Source organism: Haloarchaeobius caseinilyticus, from assembly GCF_051207395.1.
Taxonomy (GTDB): domain Archaea; phylum Halobacteriota; class Halobacteria; order Halobacteriales; family Natrialbaceae; genus Haloarchaeobius.
In genome coordinates this window covers 42,818-62,658 of sequence record NZ_JBPJZC010000004.1, presented here as the reverse complement: position 1 = coordinate 62,658, position 19,841 = coordinate 42,818, and the positions used below count along the sequence as shown (strand labels likewise).

The following is a 19,841-nucleotide window of genomic DNA, read 5'->3' as shown; positions in this document are numbered from 1 at the left end:
TTTCGTGTCTTTTGTGTCTCAGGCGATGGCGACGACGAACAACACGAGTGCCGTCGTCAGCGCCAACGCGAACAGTGCATCGTGGACGGTGGTGTCGCCAGTTGGGGCGTCACGCCCGACGTACCGGCCGGCCCGTGCGACGAAGGCGCGACCGGTCCGAGAGGCTGTGGCTCCGAGTTCGACCGCGACTGCGCCGGCCGTGGTGGCCACCGACGCCGCCGCCGGGTGGAGGAATCGGTCGACGTCGACCGGCTGAATCCGAGCGATGGGTGACCGAAGCAGGACGAACGCGGCGATTCCCACCGCGGTGACGACCAACGCCTTGGTCAGTTCGCTGACGGCGTACGGGTCGTAACTGCCGGGGTCGCCTGGGAGTACGCCGAGGAACAGGCCCGGCAGCAGGCCGAACGCCACGGACGGAACTGCAGTGACGAGCAAGACCACGGACAGCGTTCGTGGGGCCGGACGCACGGCAATCGATTCGGGTGCCTGCCGGATGAACGCGTAGTAGCCGAACTTCGCGAACGAGAGCACCGTCCCGACGCTGCCGACGACGAGCACCCACCAGACGAGGTCTGGGCCCGTCGTCTCGGCGGCCTTCGTGACCAGCCCCTTGCTGACGAAGCCGGAGAAGCCCGGAACACCCGTGATGGCCAGCGCCGCGACGATGAAGGCGACGAACGTGACCGGCATCCGGCGAGCCAGTCCACCGAGGTGCTTCAGCGACGCCTCGCCGGTCCGGAACACGATGGCCCCGGCGACCATGAACAGCAAGCCCTTGTAGAGGACGTTCGCCGTCAGATGTGCGAACGCGCCTGTCATCCCTGCAGCCGTGCCGAGGCTGACGGCGACGACCATGTAGCCGACCTGCGAAACGATGTGGTACGACAGGAGTCGTCGCATGTCGGTCTGGAGGACCGCCTGCGTGACGCCGAAGATGACCATCGCCGCGCCGAGCCAGAGGACGACGGTGTTCCCGTCCGGCGCGACCCGTGCCAGGGCGTAGACTGCGACTTTCGTGGTGAAGCCGGCGAGCACGACGCTGGCGGCGACGTGTGGCCGCGGATAGGTGTCGGGCAGCCAGGCGTGGAGGCCGACGAATCCGAGGTTGACGCCGACGCCGACGAGCGCGAGCGTCGTCGGCACTCCCACGCTGAGACCACCGTCGTAGGTGAACGTCCCTACCGTGGCGTAGTGCAACGACACGCCAGCGACGAGGAACGCACCACCGACGAGGTGGTACACCGCGTAGCGGAACGCCGGGCGTACGGCCTCCCCCCCGTGGTGCCAGACGAGGACCGTCGCGGCTACAGCGAGCAGTTCCCACGCAACCACGAGCGTGAGCCAGTCGCCGGCGAGGACGGCCGCCACGCCAGCGCCCATGTACGCCAGCGAGTACACCGTCTGTCGCTCGTCGGCCCCCGTCCCATCTCCGTAGAGGAGGTTCAGCGCGGCGACGAAACCGAACAGGGCGGCGACCGGCCGCGTAAGCGAGTCGACGCGGAACAGCACCTGCTCGAAGCCGAACGGGGCGACAGTGACCGCGGTTCCGGCGGGTGCGAGTAACACCCATGGGACCGTCAGGATGGTGAACACGATAGCGACCGCGGTCCCCGCACGCCGCGGTAGTGCCACGACTGCGACGATGGCCACGAGGAACGCTACCCACGGTGGGACGAGCGTCAGAAAGTCGCTCATGCGAACACCTCCGCGACGATGGCTTCGGCGAGTGACCAGAACGGGAACTCGGTCGGCGCGAGGCCGAGTGCGATCGCGACACCCACGGTGAACAGGATGGGCAACAGCAGGGCCGGTGAGGTCTCGGTGGAGATGGTTCGACGCTCCCACGTCATCGCCTCACTGTAGCCTGTGTCGACGTAGCCGCCGTCGGTCGCGTGTGCTGGCGCGAACGCGTGCCGACTCGCGGCGTCGGTGCCGCCGCGCTCGCCGAAGAAGGCGACGTAGACGATTGGCCAGAAGTACAGCAACTTCAACAGCCCAGCGAGCAGGTACGCACCGACCAACCATGGGGACGCGCTCTCGGCCGCACCCAGCACGAGATAGAACTTGCTCACGAAGCCTGCAACCAGCGGAAACCCGACGAGGCCGGCGGCGGCGACGGCGAACGCGGTCATCGTCGCGGGCAAGCGGCGACCGACCCCGGCGAGGTCGGAGACGTACTTCTCGCCAGTCTCGACGGCGACGACACCCGCGACGAAGAACAGTGTAATCTTCATGAACGCGTGGGCGACGATGTGGACGAACGCGCCGAAGACCGCGACCGGGGTGGCGAGTGCGAGCCCGAGCGCGATGTACGAGAGCTGGCTGATGGTCGAGTACGCGAGCCCCCGCTTCAGGTTGTCCTGTCGGAGCCCGACGAGACCGGCGACGACCATCGTCACTGCAGCGGCCACGGCCAGTGGGAACCCCATTCCGAGGTCCCACGTCGTCTCCGGGCCGAACACGTAGAGGACGGTTCGCCCGAGCGCGAACACGCCACTTTTGACGACGGCGACGGCGTGCAACAGCCCCGAGACGGGTGTCGGTGCGACCATCGCAGTCGGGAGCCAGCCGTGGAGCGGCACGATGGCCGTCTTCACGCCGAAGCCGACGACGAGCAAGGCAAACGCGGCGCGGGCGAGGGTCGGGTCTACCGTGGCGAGCGCCTCGATGCCGCCCGCGTCGAACGTGACGGTACCGGCGAGGACACCGACGAGGACGACGCCGGCGAGCGCAGCCACGCCACCACCGAGGGTGTACGCGAGGTAGGTTCGCCCGGCCGAGCGGGCCTCGTCAGTCTCGGCGTGGACGACCAGCGGGTACGTCGCGAGCGTCAGCAGTTCGTAGAACACGAACAGTGTGAACAGGTTCCCGGCGAATGCGACGCCCATCGTCGCGGCGATGCTCGCGGCGAACGCGGCGAAGTAGCGCGTCTGGGCGTGCTCGTCGAGCGCCCGCACGTAGCCGACACTGTACAGACTCGTCGCGGCCCACAGCACGGCTGCGAGGAGCGCGAACAGTAGTCCTGCGGGGTCCGCCCGCAGCGACAGGTCGACGCCGGCGACGCTGCCGAGGGTGGTCACCTCGGTCGACTCGGTTTGGACCATGGCCCACACCGAGGCGACCGTCCCGAGCGCCGCGAGTGCGGTACACAGTTCTCTGACCAACGGAAATCGACCGAGGGCGACGATACCCACGACAGCGAGTGCCGGGACGAGCACGGCCGCGAGCGGAAGCAGTGACGCAGTGTCGGTCATAGCCACCCCTCCACGACCGGCGCGACCCAGTCCGCGAACGCGGACGAACCGACGCCGAGGACGACCGTCGCCACGGCCGTGCCGACCACGATTCCCACCGCCAGTCGGTCCCGGTTCAACGTGACTGTCGGCGGTGATTCGGACACGCCAGGGCTGTTGCCGCCGACGCCACCGTCGGTCGCTCGCACGTGTTCGGCCGGAACCCGCCCGGGCGTGGCTGCAGTCGCAGCTTCACCAGCGAGGAACAGGCGCTCGACGACGCGGCCAGCGTAGGCGAGCGACAGCAGTGTGCTCAGGAGAACGACTGTCGCGACCAACCACGCATCTGACTCGACCGCCGCGAGGGCGACGTACCACTTCCCCGCGAAGCCTGCGGATGGCGGGAGACCGACGAGCGAGGCGAAGACGACCGCGGCCGCACCTGCGGTCACCGGCCACGCCCGACCCAGTCCTGCGAACGCGCTCACCGTCGTCGCACCGCGCTCGCGCTCGAACAGTCCGGCCGCGACGTAGAGCCCGCCCTTCGACACTGCGTTGGCGACGAGAAGGACGAGCGCACCCGTCACGGCGGCAGTGGTCGCGAGCGCCAACCCGACGACGACGAGGCCGAACTGGAGTATCGAGGAGTACGCCAGCAGGCGGCGGAGGTTCGACTGCCGGAGCGTGAGGTAGCCGCCGGCGAGGACGCTGACGACCCCGACTGCGAGGAGACTGTGTTGGACGAGCGGGACGGCCGCGAAGAGGTCGACGGTGTAGACATCGAACGTGAGACGGACGAAGGCGTACCCGGGGACCGTCGACCCGAGCGTTGCGAGCAACGCGCTCACGTCGACCGGTGCCGTGGCGTATGCGTCGGGCTTCCATTGGTGGAGCGGGAACAACGCGAGTTTGACCGCCAACCCCAGGGTGACGAACGCGAACGAGGCGAGCACGAGCGGTGACTCGTACCCGACCCCGGCGAGTGCGACTCGGAGGTCCGCCATCGCGAGCGTGCCGGTCGCCACGTAGGCGTATCCGATGCCGAGGAGGTAGAGCGTCGCCCCGACTGTCCCGACGAGCAGGTACTTGAGGGCGGCGAGGGCGGCCGCACCGTCGCGCCGACCGGCGACCAGCGCGTACGCCGCCAGCCCCGAGATTTCGAGGAAGACGTAGAGATTGAACACGTCGGCGGTGACGGTGACGCCGGTCAGACCGGCGACGAGCAACAGCCAGAGGCTGTCTGTGGGCCCCGTCGCATCGGTCCGGACCGTACAGTAGAACACCGCCCCGCTTCCCGCGACCAGTAGTACGAACACGCTGGAGAGGGCGTCGACCAACAGGCCGATACCGTAGGCAGCGGGGAGTCCGCCGACGACGTAGCTGACGCTGCCGGTCCTCGCCACGTCGCGAACGACGAGAATCGCGAGTGCGAACTGGAGGAGTAACACCGCCGCCGTCGCTCGCCGCGAGAAGCGCGGGAATCGCCCGCCGAGGAGGAACGGGACGACCGCGCCGAGCAGCGGCACCGCGACGAGCAGGGGAACTAGGTGGGTCATCTACGGCGTACCTCCCGAATCACTTCGTCGTCGACGGTGCCGTACGCTTCGTGGACGCGGACGACCAACGCGAGTGCGAGTGCCGTGACGCTCACCCCGACGACGATGGCCGTCAGGATGAGGACGTGCGGGAGCGGGTTCACGTAGGGGCCGTCGGCCGACAGCAGCGGGGCGCGCCCGCCAGTCCGGTACGCGCTCGTGACGAAGAACAGGAACACGCCCGTCTGAAAGAGGTTGAGTCCCACGACTTTCTTGACGAGGTCGTCGTCCGCGACGAGGACGTAAAGGCCGACACCGACCAGTAGAGCGAACAGGACGTACGCACCACGGTCGAGGAACAATTCGACGAGGGGTGTCATCGCCCCACCTCGCGTTCGGTTCGGGCTGCGAGTGCGACGAACAGGAGGACGACCACGCCGCCCACGGTGGCACCGATACCGAGTTCGATCGCTTCGGTGGCGTACACCGACGCTTTCGCGATTGGTAGCACGTCGAACTGCAGGAACGCTCCGCCTGCGGCGATGCCTGCGAGTGCGACCACACAGAACACGACTGGGCCTGCGGCGGCGAGTGCCAGCAATCGCGCTGGCGAAAGCCACGCGGCCGTCGCTTCGACACCGAACGCGAACGCGAGCGTCACGACAGTCGCGGCCGCGACGACGCCACCCTGGAAACCCCCACCAACGGAACTGGTGCCGTGGAACAGCGTGAACAGCGCAAAGGTGAGGACGAACGGTGCGAGCAGTCGCACCGTCACCGTGACGACGATGCTATCTGGTGGCAGCGGCCGGTCGCCCGTCGCCACCGGCCCTGTAACGTCCGGCGAGTCGTCGTGGTCGGTCGTGGGATCCGCGTCGCTCTGATTCTGGTCCACCGCGACGCGGACCACCTCGCCACTGGCCTGTCCGAGCACGGCGAGCACGGCGACCGCCGCCGCGAACACCACGGCCACCTCCCCGAAGGTATCGAAGCCACGGTAGACGACGAGCACGGCTGTGACGACGTTGTCGATACCGCGCTCGCCGGCGTCGGTGAGGTAGTACTCGGTGGCCGGGCCGAACGCAGGTGCCTGTCCATCGCCGACCGCCGGCAGCGACGGCACCGTCAGCAGGATGCCGACTGTGACGAGCGCGGCGACTACGAGCGAACCAGTTCGACGCCAACGCGAGCCCGGTGCGTCCGGGGGCGAGTCGACCAGCCCATCGTCGTCTGCCGCTGCGGCCCTCGAAGCCCGGCTGAGTCGTCGAGCCATCACGAGCAACAACGCTGTCGTGACGCCTGCACCGACTGCGGCCTCGGTGAGTGCCACGTCCGGCGCGTCGAAGACGACCCAGACCATGGCGAGTCCGAGGCTGTAGGCGGCGAAGCCGACGAGGACGGTCGTCGGCCGCCGGGCCAGTGCGGTCGCTACCGCGGCGACCGCGACGAACCCGAACAGGCTGGCGAGCAGCCCCGCCTCAGGTGTCATCGGACCCTCCCTCTCTCTCGTGGTGAGCGCTGGTCGCCTCCGCACTCGTCCACGGCGTCATCCCCGAGAGGGCGGCAGCCCGGACGATCGCGTGGGCTGCGGTCGGCCCGGTGACGAGCACGAACAGCCCGAGTAGGCCGAGTTTCAGGCTCGCTTGTCCCGGACCGAACGCCAGCGCGGCGGCAGCGAGCCCGGTAATTGCCCCGAGCGTCTCGGTCTTCGACGCGGCGTGGGCGCGGGCGAACACGTCCGGGAGCCTGGCGAAGCCGACCACGGCGACGAACGAGAGGAAGACACACGCCGCGACGAGGACGAACACGAGGACCTCGACGGGCGTCACAGCAGCCCACCTCGTTCGACGGAAAATCTGGCGAGCCCGAGCGAGAGCAGAAAGTTCAACAGCGCGTAGACGAGCGCTACGTCCAAGTAGCCCGAGTCCCCGACCGCTGCGCCGTACAGCGCCACGACGACGACGGTCGCCGTCCCGACGACGTTAATGGCGACGACCCGGTCGGCGGTCGTCGGACCGGCGATGACCCGTCCCAGCAGCGCGAGTGCGAGAATTACCAGTGCACCTGCACCGGCGAGTAGTGTCGTGGCGACCACGTCACTCATCGCGACCCTCCTGTGACGCCGATTCGGTGACCGTCTCACCAGTGACGAAGGCGACTGCGTTCGTGATGGACCCCGCGAGCAACTCGGCACAGGACGACGTCGTCAGCGTGTGGACGACGAGTTCGTCGTCGACCACATCCACTGTCAGCGTTCCCGGCGTGAGCGTGATGCTGTTCGCCAGAAGTGCCCGGCCGAGACGGCTCTCGGGGGCGGGAATTCGGACCATCTTCGGGTCGATCGGGAGCCGCGGGTCGAGGACGACCAGCGTGAGGCCCACGGTCGACCGGACGACTGCGACCAGCAGCCACGGCAGGAACACTACGGCACGAGCTAGCGACGCGACCGTCGTCGTCGACGGCGACCAATCGAACGTGACTTCCCCGAGGACGGCTGCGACGACTGCTGCGCTAACCAGTCCGGTGACGAGGTCGAACAGTGAGGTGGGGTCACCGAGGAGCATGTAGAACGCGAACGAGACGAGTGCCGTGGCTCCGTACCGAGCGAAGGCACCGGGCGTCCCTGTCCCTGGTTGAAGGTGGGTCATGGTCCCCTCCCTCCGTACCCGACGCCGTCCCGTGGCGACGCCAATTTTTTCACATATTGGTAATAGTTCCGCATATATTTGACCATATCGGTAATTTTGAAGGAAATTTTATCTCTATTCGTGCCAAACATCGAGTATGGGGTACGACCCGCAACGGCCAGCAGACTCCGACGACCGTTCTCCGAGCGCTCGTAGCCCTGCTCCGACCACGCTCGAGGGGCTGTCGAGAGCAGCCCGCCAGGACGAACGAACGACGCTCGCAAACCGATTCTGGCTCGTCCTCACTGCACTGTTGCTCGTGACGATGCCGGCGTTCACACTGTTCGTCGCTTTCGCCATCCTGAGTGTCACCCGAAGTGCGGTACTGGAACAACTGACGTGGGTCGAAATCGCCGAGTTGTATCTCGTCGAATTCGTGATGTTCAGCGCCTTCGCGTACCTGCTGTACCGACTCACGTGGTACAGCATCGGGAGAAACGACGCGACGATGACAGCACGCGAGCGCGAAGCGGCGGCTGAGCGGGAGGAACGGCCGAAATGAGTCCAGCGGACACCGTCGGTCGCCGCCGTGGCCCCGCACGCACAGACGTCGACCGGGCACGGAGTGGCGCACCGGCCGCTGGGGAGGCCGTCGGCGACAGGTTCTCGACCGACGAAATCTTCCAGCGCGTCGTCGCGACGGCCGACGAGGAGGTCGGAACCAGTACACGAAAGTTGTACCTGAGCGGCCTCGCCGCCGGATTCGCCATCACGCTCACGTTCTTCGTCTACGGGACGTTGAAGGCAGCCTTCCCGAACGACACCACCGGGTTGCTCGCTGCGCTGCTCTATCCCCTCGGCTTCGTCTACATCATTATGGGCCGGTATCAACTGTACACCGAGAACACGTTGACGCCGGTTGCACTGGTCTTGACGCGGGTCGCGAGTGTCCCGTCGTTGTTCCGCGTGTGGGCTGGCGTACTCGCCGGGAACCTCACCGGCGCCCTCGTCGGGGCGTTCGTCCACTGGATGGATGTAGTCCAGTCCGTGGTACGAGAACAGGACGTGTTCGAAGCTGTGGTACTTGAAGTGGAGGTCGGTCCCGCCGCCGATACAGAAATCGATTTGAAGGTGTATCGCAGACGCCGTCCGTAGATGGACCAGCTGACGAAGACGATCGTGTACTAACCGACGTGCTCCCCCAAGCGAGGTGACGTTTCCGTGCGTCGCCGAGATTTGGAAGTTACGTACCGATGTAAGAACGTCAGTTCGCGGCGCAGTTGTTGGGACCCAGTTCGAGGGATTCGACGTCATCGCCGGCCTGTTCTTTGCCCCAGTTGATCTGCTTGATCTCGTTGTAGTTCGCGGGTTCGTCGGAGAGGCTCTCGACGATGGTCTCGACGAAGGCCTGCTCGTCGTCGTCCTCGACGTAGCTCAGCAGTTCGTTCGTCGTCTCCGTCGTGAGGTCGTCGAGGTCGGTCGCGAGCGGGCGGACCGTTTCGTCGCTGAAGTGACCCGGAAGGACGAGCGTGTCGCCCGGAAGGTCGGTGAGTTCGTCGAGGCTGTCGAATAGCTTCGTTGCGGCCTCGCGGACGGCGTCCTCGCTACTGTCTTCGAGGTCCGGGCGACCGACGCTCCGGAGGAACAGGGTGTCGCCGGAGAGGAGCACGTCGCCGAACCGGAACGAGACGCTGCCGGGGGTATGTCCCGGCGTGAAGTGGACGTCGAGCGCACGGTCACCCACGTCGATACTGTCGCCGTCAGCGAGTTCGGTGATATTCTCGAGGTCACCAGCATCCTCGGCGTGGAGGTAGTACGGGACGTCGAGTTCGCCAGCGAGGCGACGGGCACCGGAGACGTGGTCGGCGTGTGCGTGTGTGTCGGTGACGCCGACGATGGTCAGGTCGTACTCGTCCGCGATGCCCAGATACTCGTCGACGTACTGGGTCGGGTCGACGACGATGGCCTCGTCGTCGTCGTGCGCGAGATAGGAGACACAGCCAGTGCCTGGGCGGACGACCTGTATGAGACCGTTAGCGCTAGCGATGTCGTAGGTTCGGTGGACGCGACCCCAGCCGTTCATCCCGTTGGGAATGGACTTCGCGTCGAACCCGTGTTCCCGGAGGAACTCCGCGGCGCGGGCCGATGTGACGCCAGCGACACAGACGACGGCGATCTCTTCGTCGTCCGGGATGTCGTCGAGGTGGGCTTCGAGTCCGGAGTAGTCGTATTCGAGCAGTTCGTCGTAGACGGGAACGTTCGTACTGCCGGGAATCTGCCATTCCTCGTAGTCGTCCTCGGGACGAACGTCGAGGACGAACGGGTCGTCGGTATCGTCGACAGCGATACGACGAGCGACTTCGGAAGCCTCGATATCAGTATTGGACATTGTACACAAAACTACGCACAGCGACGCAGATAAATGCGTTGCAAAAAGCACGCCATTCCGGGAATGAACAGAGACCTCGACCACGACTGATTTCAAGGTACAGCCACAACTGACGCCACGAACGATGCGCTCCATTGGCCCGAATGGACTGGACGACCACCGCGAGAGCGAGGACGTGTTCGTCCTCGATATCCGTCCCGCCGACGAGTACGACGGGAATCACATCGAAGGGAGCTTCAACGCACCAGTCTATCACGACCTCCGCGCCGGTGAGACGGCGGCGCTCGACCCGTATCTCGACGAGATACCCGACGACACCGACGTCGTGACCGTGTGCAAGGCAGGGGTCGTCGCACGAACCGCGACGACGTATCTCGACGAGAAGGGATACGACGCGGCGACGCTCTCAGGTGGATACGCAGGATGGCGGCAGTACGAGAACAACACGCTCCTCTACCGTCTCCTGACGGGGGTCGAACGGCTTCTTCCCTGAACGGTGCGTCCACACGGTTTGTCTTCTCTCGACGAGGCGTGACGAGCCGGTCAATACGAGAACCACACCTCTCGGAAGTCGAGTAGGTATAAATGCGCGAACCGCCAGAGCAAACGTAGCGAATGTCACGACCGCCGTCCCGTCGCGGACAGCCGACCACACTGATTGCTGGAAGGGCCCAGACGCGGGTGGACCGATGACGGAATCAGCCGCGTCCGACCTCAGGTTCACGACGCACATCGACGACCCAACGCACCTCTGCAACTACGCGTCCCGGTCGACTCGGACGACCGACCTCGTCGTAACGCCGGAACAGCTCCACCGACGAAACCTGAAACGGCGACTCGCGGAGCGGAATCAGCCACGGAGTTCCATGCGGTTCGTCAGGCCGGGCGAAATCGCCCGCGACCTCCTGCAAGTCGCTGGCCACGCCACCGAGTCGCTAGACCGCGTCGACCGGATTCGCGCGATAGAGACGCTACTCGAAGACGAACCAGCGCGGTTCGCAGCGTTCGAACCGCTGTTCGGGACGCACCTCGAACCGCACGCGGCGGACATCGAGGCGACCCGGAGTGCCGTCGGTGGAATAACCAGATTCGACGCAGGAAGAGTGACCACGTTGCGAGAGGTGCTCGACGACCTGCCTACAGCGAGCAGACGGGATGGGACGGACCTCGTCGACGGCGCACTCGCCGCCCAGACCATCCTCGCCGAGACAACAGAGATGGCAGTCTCCGGTGCTGAACTGCTGCACTCGGCCACGACGCTGCTCCGTCGTGAGGGTGCCGCGGCGTGGGCGCGAGCGTACCCGGACGTCGAACGCGTCCACCTCGCCGGCGTGAGTTCCATCGAGGTTCCCGTATTGGCCCTGTTGCAGGCGGTGCAAGGGGAGACACCGGCGGACGTCCACCTGTTCTTGCGGGCTGGCACCGGGCCGGCAATCGCTTCGCGGTTGCGCGGAGAACCTCGACCGACAGAGCACCAGAGATTGCCGGACAGACGCACCGTGGACGCGACCGAACTGGTCGCGCCGACGCGGACAGAGGAGGCCAGGCTCGCCCTCGAAGTGGTGGACCAGCTTCTCGCGGAGGGAGTGTCGCCGAGTGACGTGCTGGTCGTCGCGCGTGACGTGGCGACCTACGAACGAGTGCTGCAGCGAGCGTCCCGCCAGAACGGCCAGACCGTCTCAGTCTGGACGCAGTTGCGGCTGACAGAGACGCTCCCGTACGCCCTCGTCACGTCACTCTGTGGAGCCCTCGACGCGAGCGACGGGCGAGTCGACGCGGCGACACTCCTTCGACCGCTCGCCGTCGAGTGGGTGGCACCGACCGCGACCGACTGGATGCCAGCAGTCCGAGAACTTGACGGCCTCCAGCGCGAACTCGGCGATGCACCCCCGCGTTCGCTAGCCGAGTGGGAGACCGCGGTGGCAGCGGCGAACGGTTCGGGTGCTGCTGACGGTCGCCTCGCCGCACTGGTCGAGTGGCTCGACGAACACCCTGCGTCGCCGAGACCGGCCGATGTGCGAACGGCGTTCCTGCCGGTACTGTCGACCTACCGGGACCTCGTGTTGCCGACCCACCTCGACCAAGACACCCCGGCGCTCGACGAGACGACCGAAACGGCACGGGCGCTGGTCCGCGTCGAGGAACTGGTCGACGAGGTCGCGCTGAAGTACGAGGAGTGGCTCGACCGTGGCTACACCGAGGAGTCGTGGGAGGCGGTTCGCTACCTCTTCGAGACGGTGGCGACGGTCACTCCCGGTCGCCGCGAACACGCGAACGCCGCGGTCGTCGACGTCGTCGACGCGACCGACACCTGGCTCCGCGACGTGCCGTACGTCGTCGCTGTCGGACTCGTCGATGGCGAGTGGCCACAGACGCCCGAGGGGCTGCTCCCGGTGGCGCTCCGGGACGCCATCCTCGCAGGCGAGACCCCAGCAGTTCGTACCCTCGCGCCACTGGAGCGATGGACCGAGGCACGGGAAGTCGACCACTTCGCCGACGCGGTGTCGACCGCGACTCGCCACCTCGTCTGTACACGGTTCCAGCGGGACACCGACGGGACGGCGGCCGCACGGTCGCCGTTCCTCGACTGGCTGTCGCCGAACCGGCCTGAGAACCCTGGACGAGTACCGAGCACTGGACGACCGCTACCCGACTCTATCGAAGCCTCACTGCCTTCGGGGTGGCAAGATGACTGACGAGGCCACCGACGAGTTCGTCAGGCTGGACGGCGCACAGCAAGAGATACGCGACGCCTTCTTCGAGACCGACTCGGGGCTGTTCGTCCAGTTGTCGGACCCCGGCGCTGGAAAGTCCACGACGACGGAGTTCGTCGCCGCAGAGTACCTCGTTCGGGCACACAGGGCAGGCATCGATGCGCCGGAGGAACGACTCGCAGTCGTCTCGTTCACCCGGGACGACGCGGCCGCAATTGCCCCTGGAATCGCCGACGCGCTACTGACGTTGGCACGCGACCCGGAATCCGGCTACGACCTCTCGGAAGCGACTGCGCGGGAACTCGGTCGGCGTGTCCAGCACGCGAGTAGCGTCGGAACGGTCGATAGCGTCCTCGGCGACATCTTCGCGCGCATCGCTCGGGAGGTCGGCTTCGACGACGTGCCGGACGTAGGTGGTGCGGCGGACCTACGAAGTGTTCGTGCCGCGTGTCTCGCCGACCTTCGAGGCGACGACCAGTACGCAGCCCGCCTCGACCGACTCGAAGCCGCCTACCCCGGCGGCGAGTACCTCGCCGATGCTGGCGACCTGCTCACGCAGGCGTATCTCGCCTGCCGCGAGCGCCAACTCACCGTCGCCGAGTTCCGGACACGGCTTGCGTCTATCGTCGCAGCGACCTACCCTGACGGTGCGCCCGAATCGTTTGCAGACATCCGTGGGGCGGTCGAACTATTCGTCGGAGCCGACGCGGCCGAGCGCTACGACGCAGGCAGGACGACGAGCGACCAGTCGGCTGTCCTCGCGGCTGATCGCGACCTGTACGAGACGTGGACGGCGGCCGTCGACGACCTCTGTGTCCTGCTCGACCGATACAGCGACCTGTACGACGACATCGCTCGTCGTGACGCAGTCGCCTCCCACCTCGACGCGGCGCACTGGGTGGCGCACTTTTTCCACACAGACCGGTACGAGAGCGAGTTCAGGCGACGTCTCCGCGACCGATTCAGCGACCGACTCTCCGTCGCCATCGTCGACGAAGGACAGGACGTGTCGACAGTGCAGGCCGCGGCGCTCTCGCCGCTCGTCGACGAGGAAACTCGTGTCCTGCTCGTAGGCGACCTGAAACAGCTCGTCTTTCTGTGGCGCAACGCCCAGCCAAGTCTGTTCCGGGCGGCGGTCGACGACGGCCGCTACTTCGGTATCGACTGGGAGACGCACGTCGTCGCGCACGAACACCGGACCCGCCGGTGCCGGCCAGACGTTGCACGGGCCGTCGATTCCGTCTTTGTAGACGTGTTCACCGACCCTGCCCGTGGCGCAGACGGGACGGTGACGGGACCGTATGCTCCCCTTGAACCGACGAGGGCGGATACAGATGAGCCGAACGTCCACGTCGCCGCGTTCTCGTCCGGTGCCCGCGCGGGCAGTCCGAACTACGTCCGGCCAGCGAAGGGTGTCGGGGAGGCAGACGCGCTCGCCTCCTGTCTCGATTCGATACTCAGCGAACGGGGGCAGTCCACCGATGTCGAGGATCAATCGGTCACCGTCCTGTTCCATCGACGAACCCGTCTCGCCGAGTACACGGCCGCCTTCGAGCAGGCAGGTTTCTCGGTCGGGGACGCGACCGACCCACTGTTCGAGCAGCCCGTCGTTCGTCTGGCAGTCGAAGTCTGCGGTCTCCTCAGTCGGTCCGACATCGACACGGCACTCCGGGATTTGCTCGGTGCGGCCGGGACCGATTCGACACTCGGCGACACCGACGTACCGGGCTTGCTGGATCTGTGTGACTACCGAACTCGGACAGTCGTCGAGCGAGACCTGCCCGACAAACCGGCCGTCTCGTTCGTCGAAGGACTCGACCGACTCGCTGCTCGTCGAAGACGGCTGACCGGTGGGTCCGTGACCAGTGTCGTCGAAGCGGTCGTCGACGAACTCGACCTCCGCACTGACCCCCTCGAACTGGGCGACGACCCCGACAGACGTGTGGCCGCGCTCGATGCCCTGCTGGAACAGGTCGACCAACACGCGACCCAGTCTGACCTCGCGTTCGACGAACTGGTGGCCGTGCTGGAGCGCCTGTACGACGACCCGAAAGACGGACCGACGTCGCCGCTCGCCGACGAGGACGCCGTAGACATCGTGTTCAAGACCATCTTCCAGATGAAGGGTGCAGAATCCGACGTTGTCGTCCTCGGTGACATCGCCGGGCACGTCGGACAGATGGGGCCACACACCGACACGTTCTGCGCGCAGGGGTCGGCGCTCGCCCTCGCGCCACCGGCGTCGGAGGCAGCAGCCGCGACACCGCCGGTTCCGGGCTTCGAACACGGCCTCTTCGACGTGGAACGAGATCCGTGGGACTTAGACGCCGGTCTGCGCTGGGTGAGCCAGCATTGGGCCGACGAGGCCAGATTGGCCGGCTCGCCCCCACTCGCCGACCTCGCACACGCGCATCGCGGTGGCCGATGGCGGTTGCTCTACGTCGCCATGACCCGCGCACGTGACCATCTCGTCGTTCCCCTGCCGAACGAGCGCGAGTACCCTGAACCGCGAGACAGTTGGGTCGACACGCTCCGTGATGGGCTCGGGTTCGACGGCACACAGAGCGGGACCTACGAAGTACTCGCCCCAGACAGCGACTCCTTCGACGTGCAGGTGCAGCAGGTGACGGACCGGCCTGACGGGTCGGCGATGCCGGCTTCGGTAGCGACACCAGATACGGGCTCGAACCGGGAGAAGCCGGCTTGGACACCACGCTTCGTCAACCCGAGTACGCTCTACCCACTGCTCACGAACCCGGAAGAACACGTCCTCGACCACCTGCAGCGCCGACCACTGCACACCGGTCACGACGGCGTCGCAGACGACCTCTCGCTCACGTTCGAGACGCTCGGCCCGGACGATGTCGGCGACGTCGCCCACGCGGTCCTCGCTACCGCGATCCGGAACCACGACACCGTATCGACCCAGACCCTTCGCCAGTGTGATGGTGTACTAGCCGACCGACTCCAGCGCGCACTCGACGACTGCACAGGTGTCGAAGCGACAGAACGCGACCGACTCGAACGATTCGTCCGTGAGACGGTCTGTCCCCAGTTCGCTGACTCGGTGCTGTGGGAGCGCGTCACGCACACGACCTCGGTGTTCGTCGAGGAACCCGTCGACACGCTCGTCCGAATCGACGACCTCGACACGGAGATGCAAGGCCACGCCGACGTCGTCTTCGAAACGGTGTCCGGCGACTGGGAGGTTCACGAACTCAAAGTCTTCTTGCAGACCCCTGACGCCGAGACGCGGGCGAGGTACGAACTGCAGGCACAGTTGTACGCGTGGTGCCTCTCCCAGCAACTCGAGGAGGAAGCGACGGTCACCGCACAGATTACGCAGTTGGGGGTCGAAACTGGGACGGTGTCGGTCGACTGGTCGAGTGACAAGTTGCAGACGCGTCTGAAGAGGGTCCCGCGGCTGATAAATCGGTGAGCAACGGCTACCTCAGGACCCAGCAGACGTCCGAACCTCCACTGTTTCGAAACGGTAGTCTGTGTGTGCAAGTCCCAGTCTTATGCGCCTAGTTGCCAGATTCCTTAGCATGACCACGACTGACGAACTCGCCGACTTCGCACTCGGTGTCGAGTACGACGACCTCCCCGACGACGTCCAGACCGAACTGAAGAAACGAGTGCTCGACTCGGTCGGTATCGCCATCGGCGCGCTCGACGCGCAAGCCACGCAGCAAGTCCGTGAGACGGTGACCGAACTCGAACCCGAGGGGCCGTGCCGGTTGTGGGGGACAGACAACTACTCGTCGCCGGTCGGGGCAGCGATGTACAACACCGCCCTGACACGGTATCTCGATTTCATGGACTCGTTTCTCGCACCCGGTGAGACGCCACACCCCAGCGACAACATCGCCGGCATCATCGCCGTCGCGGCCGACGCGGACCTCAGTGGGGCCAAACTGCTGGAAAGCATCGGCATCGCCTACGAGGTACAGGGCGAACTCGCCTGGAACGCACCGGTACGTGACCGTGGCTGGGACCACGTGACCCACACGGTCATCTCCGCGGCCGTGGGTGCTGGCAACGCGCGGGGACTCGACCGCGAGGAACTACGGAACGCCATCGGCATCGCCGGGACCGCCCACAACGCTCTGCGTGTGACCAGAACCGGCGGCATCAACGAGTGGAAGGGCATCGCGAGCGCGAACGCGGCGCGGAATGCGGTCTACTCGGTGATACTCGCCGACCACGGGATGGAAGGGCCGGTGGACCTCTTCGAGGGCCAGAAGGGGTGGAAGCAAGTCGTCTCCGGCGAATTCGAGGTCGACCTCGACCCGGTCTGTGGCCGCGTGTTCGACACGATGACGAAGCGATACGTCGCCGAGACGTACGCGCAGTCGGCGGTCGAAGGCATCATCGAACTCACCGAGGAACACGACATCGACCCCGAGCAGGTCGAGGGAATCAACCTCGAAACGTTCCACGGGGCGGCGCTCATCATCGGCGGCGGTGAAGGGAACCGATACGAGGTCGAGACGAAGGCACAGGCCGACCACTCACTCCCGTACATGCTGTCGGCGGCACTCATCGACCGTGAGATGACCAATGCCGCGTACGAACCAGCGCGCATCGAACGGGACGACGTGCAGACGTTGCTCAGGACAGTCGAAGTTACGGAAGACGAGACGCTGACCGACCGGTTCGAAGCCGGTGAGATGCCCGCCGTCATCGACGTGGCGATGGCAGATGGAACGGTCTATCGTGTCGAAAAGGACGCGTTCAGGGGGCATCCCACGAAGCCGATGTCGTGGGCCGACATCGAGGAGAAGTTCGAGCGCATGACGCGTGACCGGTACGACGAGGAACGTCGTGCGGAGATAATCGAGATGGTTCGAACCCTCGACGAACACGACGTCTCGGAGTTGACGGCGATGCTGGAGTAGGTACCGTAGTGCATGCAAGCCCTACCTCCTTGGGGCAGTCGCGAGAGATGTTTGAACGTACCATGACACTCGAGAACCGCGCGTTCGACTTCCTGCACGTCAACGACCGACCCGACAAACCCCGCGAGCGAGGCATCACCGAGATTCGCGGGCCGTACTACGACCCGATGGGACCGCGTGAACTCCGCGACATCCTGGAAACGATGGGGCACTACGTGGACATCTACAAGTTCTCCGGCGGGTCGTTCGCGTTGATGCCCGAGTCGGCGGTCCGCGAACTCATCGACACCTGCCACGAGTTCGACGTACAGGTATCCACGGGTGGGTTCATCGAGAACGTCCTCGTCAAAGACCACGAACTCGTCGAGGACTACATCGCCGAAGCGGGCGAACTGGGGTTCGACATCGTGGAGATATCCTCGGGCTTCCTCGCCATCGACACCGACGACATGGTCGCGCTCACCGAACTCGTGCAAGAGCACGGCCTGAAGGCGAAGCCGGAGATAAACGTTCAGTTCGGGGCTGGCGGGGCGTCGAGCGTCGAAGAACTCGAAAGCGAAGCCGCCATCGACCCCGCGAGTGCCATCGACGCCGCCAAGCGACACCTCGACGCCGGCGCGTACAAAATCATGGTCGAGTCCGAAGGCATCACCGAGCGCGTCCGCGAGTGGCGGACGGACGTCGCGTTCGAAATCGCCAACGAAGTCGGTATCGAGCACTGCGTGTTCGAGGCGGCCGACCCGCCGGTGTTCGAGTGGTACATCAAGAACTTCGGCCCTAACGTGAACTTGTTCGTGGACAACTCACAGATCGTCGAGTGTGAGTGCATGCGCTCGGGCTTGTGGGGCAAGAAATCGAGTTGGGGGCGCGTTACGTCGTTCAGTCGGGAGTGACCGACCTGTCCCGTCAGTTCGTGAATCGGCCGCGAGGCGGGCGTCGACGGGGTCGACGTGTACCCATCAGGTCGACGCTTCACGGTCGTGCCGGCCCTCTCTATCGGCAGTCATGCCGACGCAACCGAATCCATCGAGTGCACCATCGACCCGCCGACCAGTCACAGATGGTGGTGTCCCATCCGAGGACTGGATAGACATTCAGATGACCGACCCTGGCGATGACTCGTGGGACATCGACGTGTTCGTCGAAGGAAGCACTGTCGAGACGGTCGTGCTTCGATTCCACGCCGACGCCTTGCCTGCGATTCTCAACAGTTTGCTCACGGACACCGACGAGTCACACGTCCGGCGGGCACTCGCGTACGTTGTCGACAGACAGGGAATCGACCCCGCGACGTTGCGAACTGATGAGTAAGCGCATCGGGGGTCAGTGACCCACGGCTGAAGTCGTGGGCTTCCGCCTTGCATAACTGTGAGCTACTGTGGCACACGAGAACAAATGCCATTGAAACCAGAACCGCCCGGGAGAGACCTACCGCGGTTTTTTTCCACAAACACACAGAGTAGCGCCGGCATGCCCAGCAAAATCGGGCTCTCCGAGTCGCTCGTGATGGTCCTCGGCGGAATGGTCGGGGGCGGCATCTTCGCCGTGTTGGGAGTCGTCGCCGCGCAGGCGGGGTCGGCCGCGTGGCTCGTGTTCGTCGCATCGGGCATCGTCGCCTTCTGTGCGGGATTTTCGTTCGTCGTGCTCAACGACCTGCAGGAACAGACCGGGACGCTGTTTTCAGCCATCGAGACGTTCACCGGCAGCACGACGCTGGCGGGCACGATACAGAATCGAGCGCAGACCCGCGTCTTCAGGCGACGGAGGTCAAGGAGTACCACTGCTGGATAGTGTTCCTCTTCGCGGGAGTGCCACTCGGCGCCGCTCTTTGGTACGCGAGAGTGGTCCTCGCACCATCGCCGAGCGTCGACCGCGCTGACGAGTTCGAACGATTACTGCGGTTCGTGCAGTTCGGCTTCCTCGACCGCAGCGTCCCGTCGCCGTGAAATCGGACCAGTCGGAGTCCGTTCAGCGCGACGAACATCGCCGACCCGTGTCCAAGCGGGGTTCCGAGACCACCGAAGACGGGCATCCCTCGACGCTCGAACGCTACCACACATCACTCGACTGGTCGTAGAGAGTGACAACGGACGACGGGTCCCCAGCGAGTGTTCGAGTAGGTGTTTTTTACCACTCACGCGCTATCGCTAGTGTCGATGTCAAAACACGCGAGATTCGAAGTCTTCGAGGACAATGCGGGCGAGTGGCGATGGCGTCTCGTCGCCTCCAACGGGAACATCATCGCCGACAGCGGTGAGGGGTACAAATCGAAACAGGGTGCCACACGCGGAATCAGAAGTGTGAAACGGAGCGCACCAGCGGCCGACGTCGAGATAGTGGGGACGGGCTGAAGCGGGTTCCCCGAATCGTCCACCCACCACCAGCCGAAATGGAAGCGGATTCGGACCGATTCCGACGTTCGTGGTGATTTTTGAGGAT

The 19,841-nt window shown here is 65.5% G+C and carries 19 protein-coding genes; 10 read left to right on the top strand and 9 right to left on the bottom strand.

Translation table 11 applies throughout. The features are described 5' to 3' along the window. Positions 1-18: 18 nt before the first annotated feature. From ACSC1P_RS17935 to ACSC1P_RS17900, 8 genes are read right to left on the bottom strand one after another with little or no spacing between them, the layout of a single operon-like run. A complete protein-coding gene (locus ACSC1P_RS17935) occupies positions 19-1,698 on the bottom strand; it encodes a proton-conducting transporter transmembrane domain-containing protein (protein WP_435361579.1) in 1,680 nt (559 codons plus the stop codon). Then, positions 1,695-3,257 (bottom strand): complex I subunit 5 family protein, encoded by a 1,563-nt coding sequence (locus ACSC1P_RS17930; protein WP_435361578.1) that lies wholly within the window; start codon positions 3,255-3,257, stop codon positions 1,695-1,697. Before ACSC1P_RS17930 ends, ACSC1P_RS17935 begins: the two co-directional genes overlap by 4 nt. Next, positions 3,254-4,792, bottom strand: coding sequence for a complex I subunit 5 family protein (locus ACSC1P_RS17925; protein WP_435361577.1), 1,539 nt, complete (start codon positions 4,790-4,792; stop codon positions 3,254-3,256). Before ACSC1P_RS17925 ends, ACSC1P_RS17930 begins: the two co-directional genes overlap by 4 nt. Then, a complete protein-coding gene (locus ACSC1P_RS17920) occupies positions 4,789-5,151 on the bottom strand; it encodes a cation:proton antiporter subunit C (protein WP_435361576.1) in 363 nt (120 codons plus the stop codon). Before ACSC1P_RS17920 ends, ACSC1P_RS17925 begins: the two co-directional genes overlap by 4 nt. Next, entirely contained in the window at positions 5,148-6,260 is a 1,113-nt protein-coding gene (locus ACSC1P_RS17915) for a DUF4040 domain-containing protein (RefSeq protein ID WP_435361575.1), read from the bottom strand. Before ACSC1P_RS17915 ends, ACSC1P_RS17920 begins: the two co-directional genes overlap by 4 nt. After that, on the bottom strand, positions 6,250-6,600 hold the full coding sequence (gene mnhG, locus ACSC1P_RS17910) for a monovalent cation/H(+) antiporter subunit G (protein ID WP_435361574.1): 351 nt from the start codon (positions 6,598-6,600) through the stop codon (positions 6,250-6,252). Before mnhG ends, ACSC1P_RS17915 begins: the two co-directional genes overlap by 11 nt. After that, a complete protein-coding gene (locus ACSC1P_RS17905) occupies positions 6,597-6,875 on the bottom strand; it encodes a monovalent cation/H+ antiporter complex subunit F (protein WP_435361573.1) in 279 nt (92 codons plus the stop codon). Before ACSC1P_RS17905 ends, mnhG begins: the two co-directional genes overlap by 4 nt. Then, positions 6,868-7,419 carry a Na+/H+ antiporter subunit E gene (locus ACSC1P_RS17900; RefSeq protein WP_435361572.1) on the bottom strand — a complete coding sequence of 184 codons (552 nt, stop codon included), beginning with the start codon at positions 7,417-7,419 and terminating at the stop codon, positions 6,868-6,870. Before ACSC1P_RS17900 ends, ACSC1P_RS17905 begins: the two co-directional genes overlap by 8 nt. A gap of 136 nt (positions 7,420-7,555) precedes the next feature. Between ACSC1P_RS17900 and ACSC1P_RS17895 the strand changes: the two genes are divergently transcribed. Together ACSC1P_RS17895 and ACSC1P_RS17890 are read left to right on the top strand one after the other, a co-directional pair. Continuing rightward, positions 7,556-7,960 carry a hypothetical protein gene (locus ACSC1P_RS17895; protein ID WP_435361571.1) on the top strand — a complete coding sequence of 135 codons (405 nt, stop codon included), beginning with the start codon at positions 7,556-7,558 and terminating at the stop codon, positions 7,958-7,960. Further along, positions 7,957-8,553 carry a formate/nitrite transporter family protein gene (locus tag ACSC1P_RS17890; protein ID WP_435361570.1) on the top strand — a complete coding sequence of 199 codons (597 nt, stop codon included), beginning with the start codon at positions 7,957-7,959 and terminating at the stop codon, positions 8,551-8,553. The genes ACSC1P_RS17895 and ACSC1P_RS17890 overlap by 4 nt, the downstream gene beginning before the upstream one ends. A 109-nt stretch (positions 8,554-8,662) precedes the next feature. Here the strand turns inward: ACSC1P_RS17890 and ACSC1P_RS17885 are convergent, their stop codons facing one another. Further along, positions 8,663-9,787 (bottom strand): MBL fold metallo-hydrolase, encoded by a 1,125-nt coding sequence (locus ACSC1P_RS17885; RefSeq protein WP_435361569.1) that lies wholly within the window; start codon positions 9,785-9,787, stop codon positions 8,663-8,665. A 124-nt stretch (positions 9,788-9,911) separates the two neighbouring features. On the opposite strand from ACSC1P_RS17885, the gene ACSC1P_RS17880 reads away from it, so the two are divergent. The 8 genes from ACSC1P_RS17880 (at position 9,912) to ACSC1P_RS17845 (ending at position 19,753) form a co-directional block, all read left to right on the top strand. Then, complete coding sequence (locus tag ACSC1P_RS17880) at positions 9,912-10,280, top strand: rhodanese-like domain-containing protein (RefSeq protein ID WP_435361568.1); 369 nt, start codon at positions 9,912-9,914, stop codon at positions 10,278-10,280. A 196-nt stretch (positions 10,281-10,476) separates the two neighbouring features. After that, a complete protein-coding gene (locus tag ACSC1P_RS17875) occupies positions 10,477-12,483 on the top strand; it encodes a hypothetical protein (RefSeq protein WP_435361567.1) in 2,007 nt (668 codons plus the stop codon). Next, positions 12,476-15,940 carry a UvrD-helicase domain-containing protein gene (locus ACSC1P_RS17870; protein WP_435361566.1) on the top strand — a complete coding sequence of 1,155 codons (3,465 nt, stop codon included), beginning with the start codon at positions 12,476-12,478 and terminating at the stop codon, positions 15,938-15,940. The genes ACSC1P_RS17875 and ACSC1P_RS17870 overlap by 8 nt, the downstream gene beginning before the upstream one ends. Positions 15,941-16,049: 109 nt before the next feature. Then, positions 16,050-17,402 (top strand): MmgE/PrpD family protein, encoded by a 1,353-nt coding sequence (locus ACSC1P_RS17865; protein ID WP_435361565.1) that lies wholly within the window; start codon positions 16,050-16,052, stop codon positions 17,400-17,402. 62 nt (positions 17,403-17,464) lie between these two features. Then, positions 17,465-18,295, top strand: coding sequence for a phosphosulfolactate synthase (locus ACSC1P_RS17860; protein WP_435361564.1), 831 nt, complete (start codon positions 17,465-17,467; stop codon positions 18,293-18,295). A gap of 112 nt (positions 18,296-18,407) precedes the next feature. Beyond that, on the top strand, positions 18,408-18,713 hold the full coding sequence (locus ACSC1P_RS17855) for a hypothetical protein (protein WP_435361563.1): 306 nt from the start codon (positions 18,408-18,410) through the stop codon (positions 18,711-18,713). 159 nt (positions 18,714-18,872) lie between these two features. Then, positions 18,873-19,193, top strand: coding sequence for a hypothetical protein (locus ACSC1P_RS17850; RefSeq protein WP_435361562.1), 321 nt, complete (start codon positions 18,873-18,875; stop codon positions 19,191-19,193). Between the two features lie 365 nt (positions 19,194-19,558). After that, positions 19,559-19,753 (top strand): HVO_2922 family protein, encoded by a 195-nt coding sequence (locus ACSC1P_RS17845; protein WP_435361561.1) that lies wholly within the window; start codon positions 19,559-19,561, stop codon positions 19,751-19,753. The last annotated feature ends 88 nt before the right edge of the window (positions 19,754-19,841 follow it).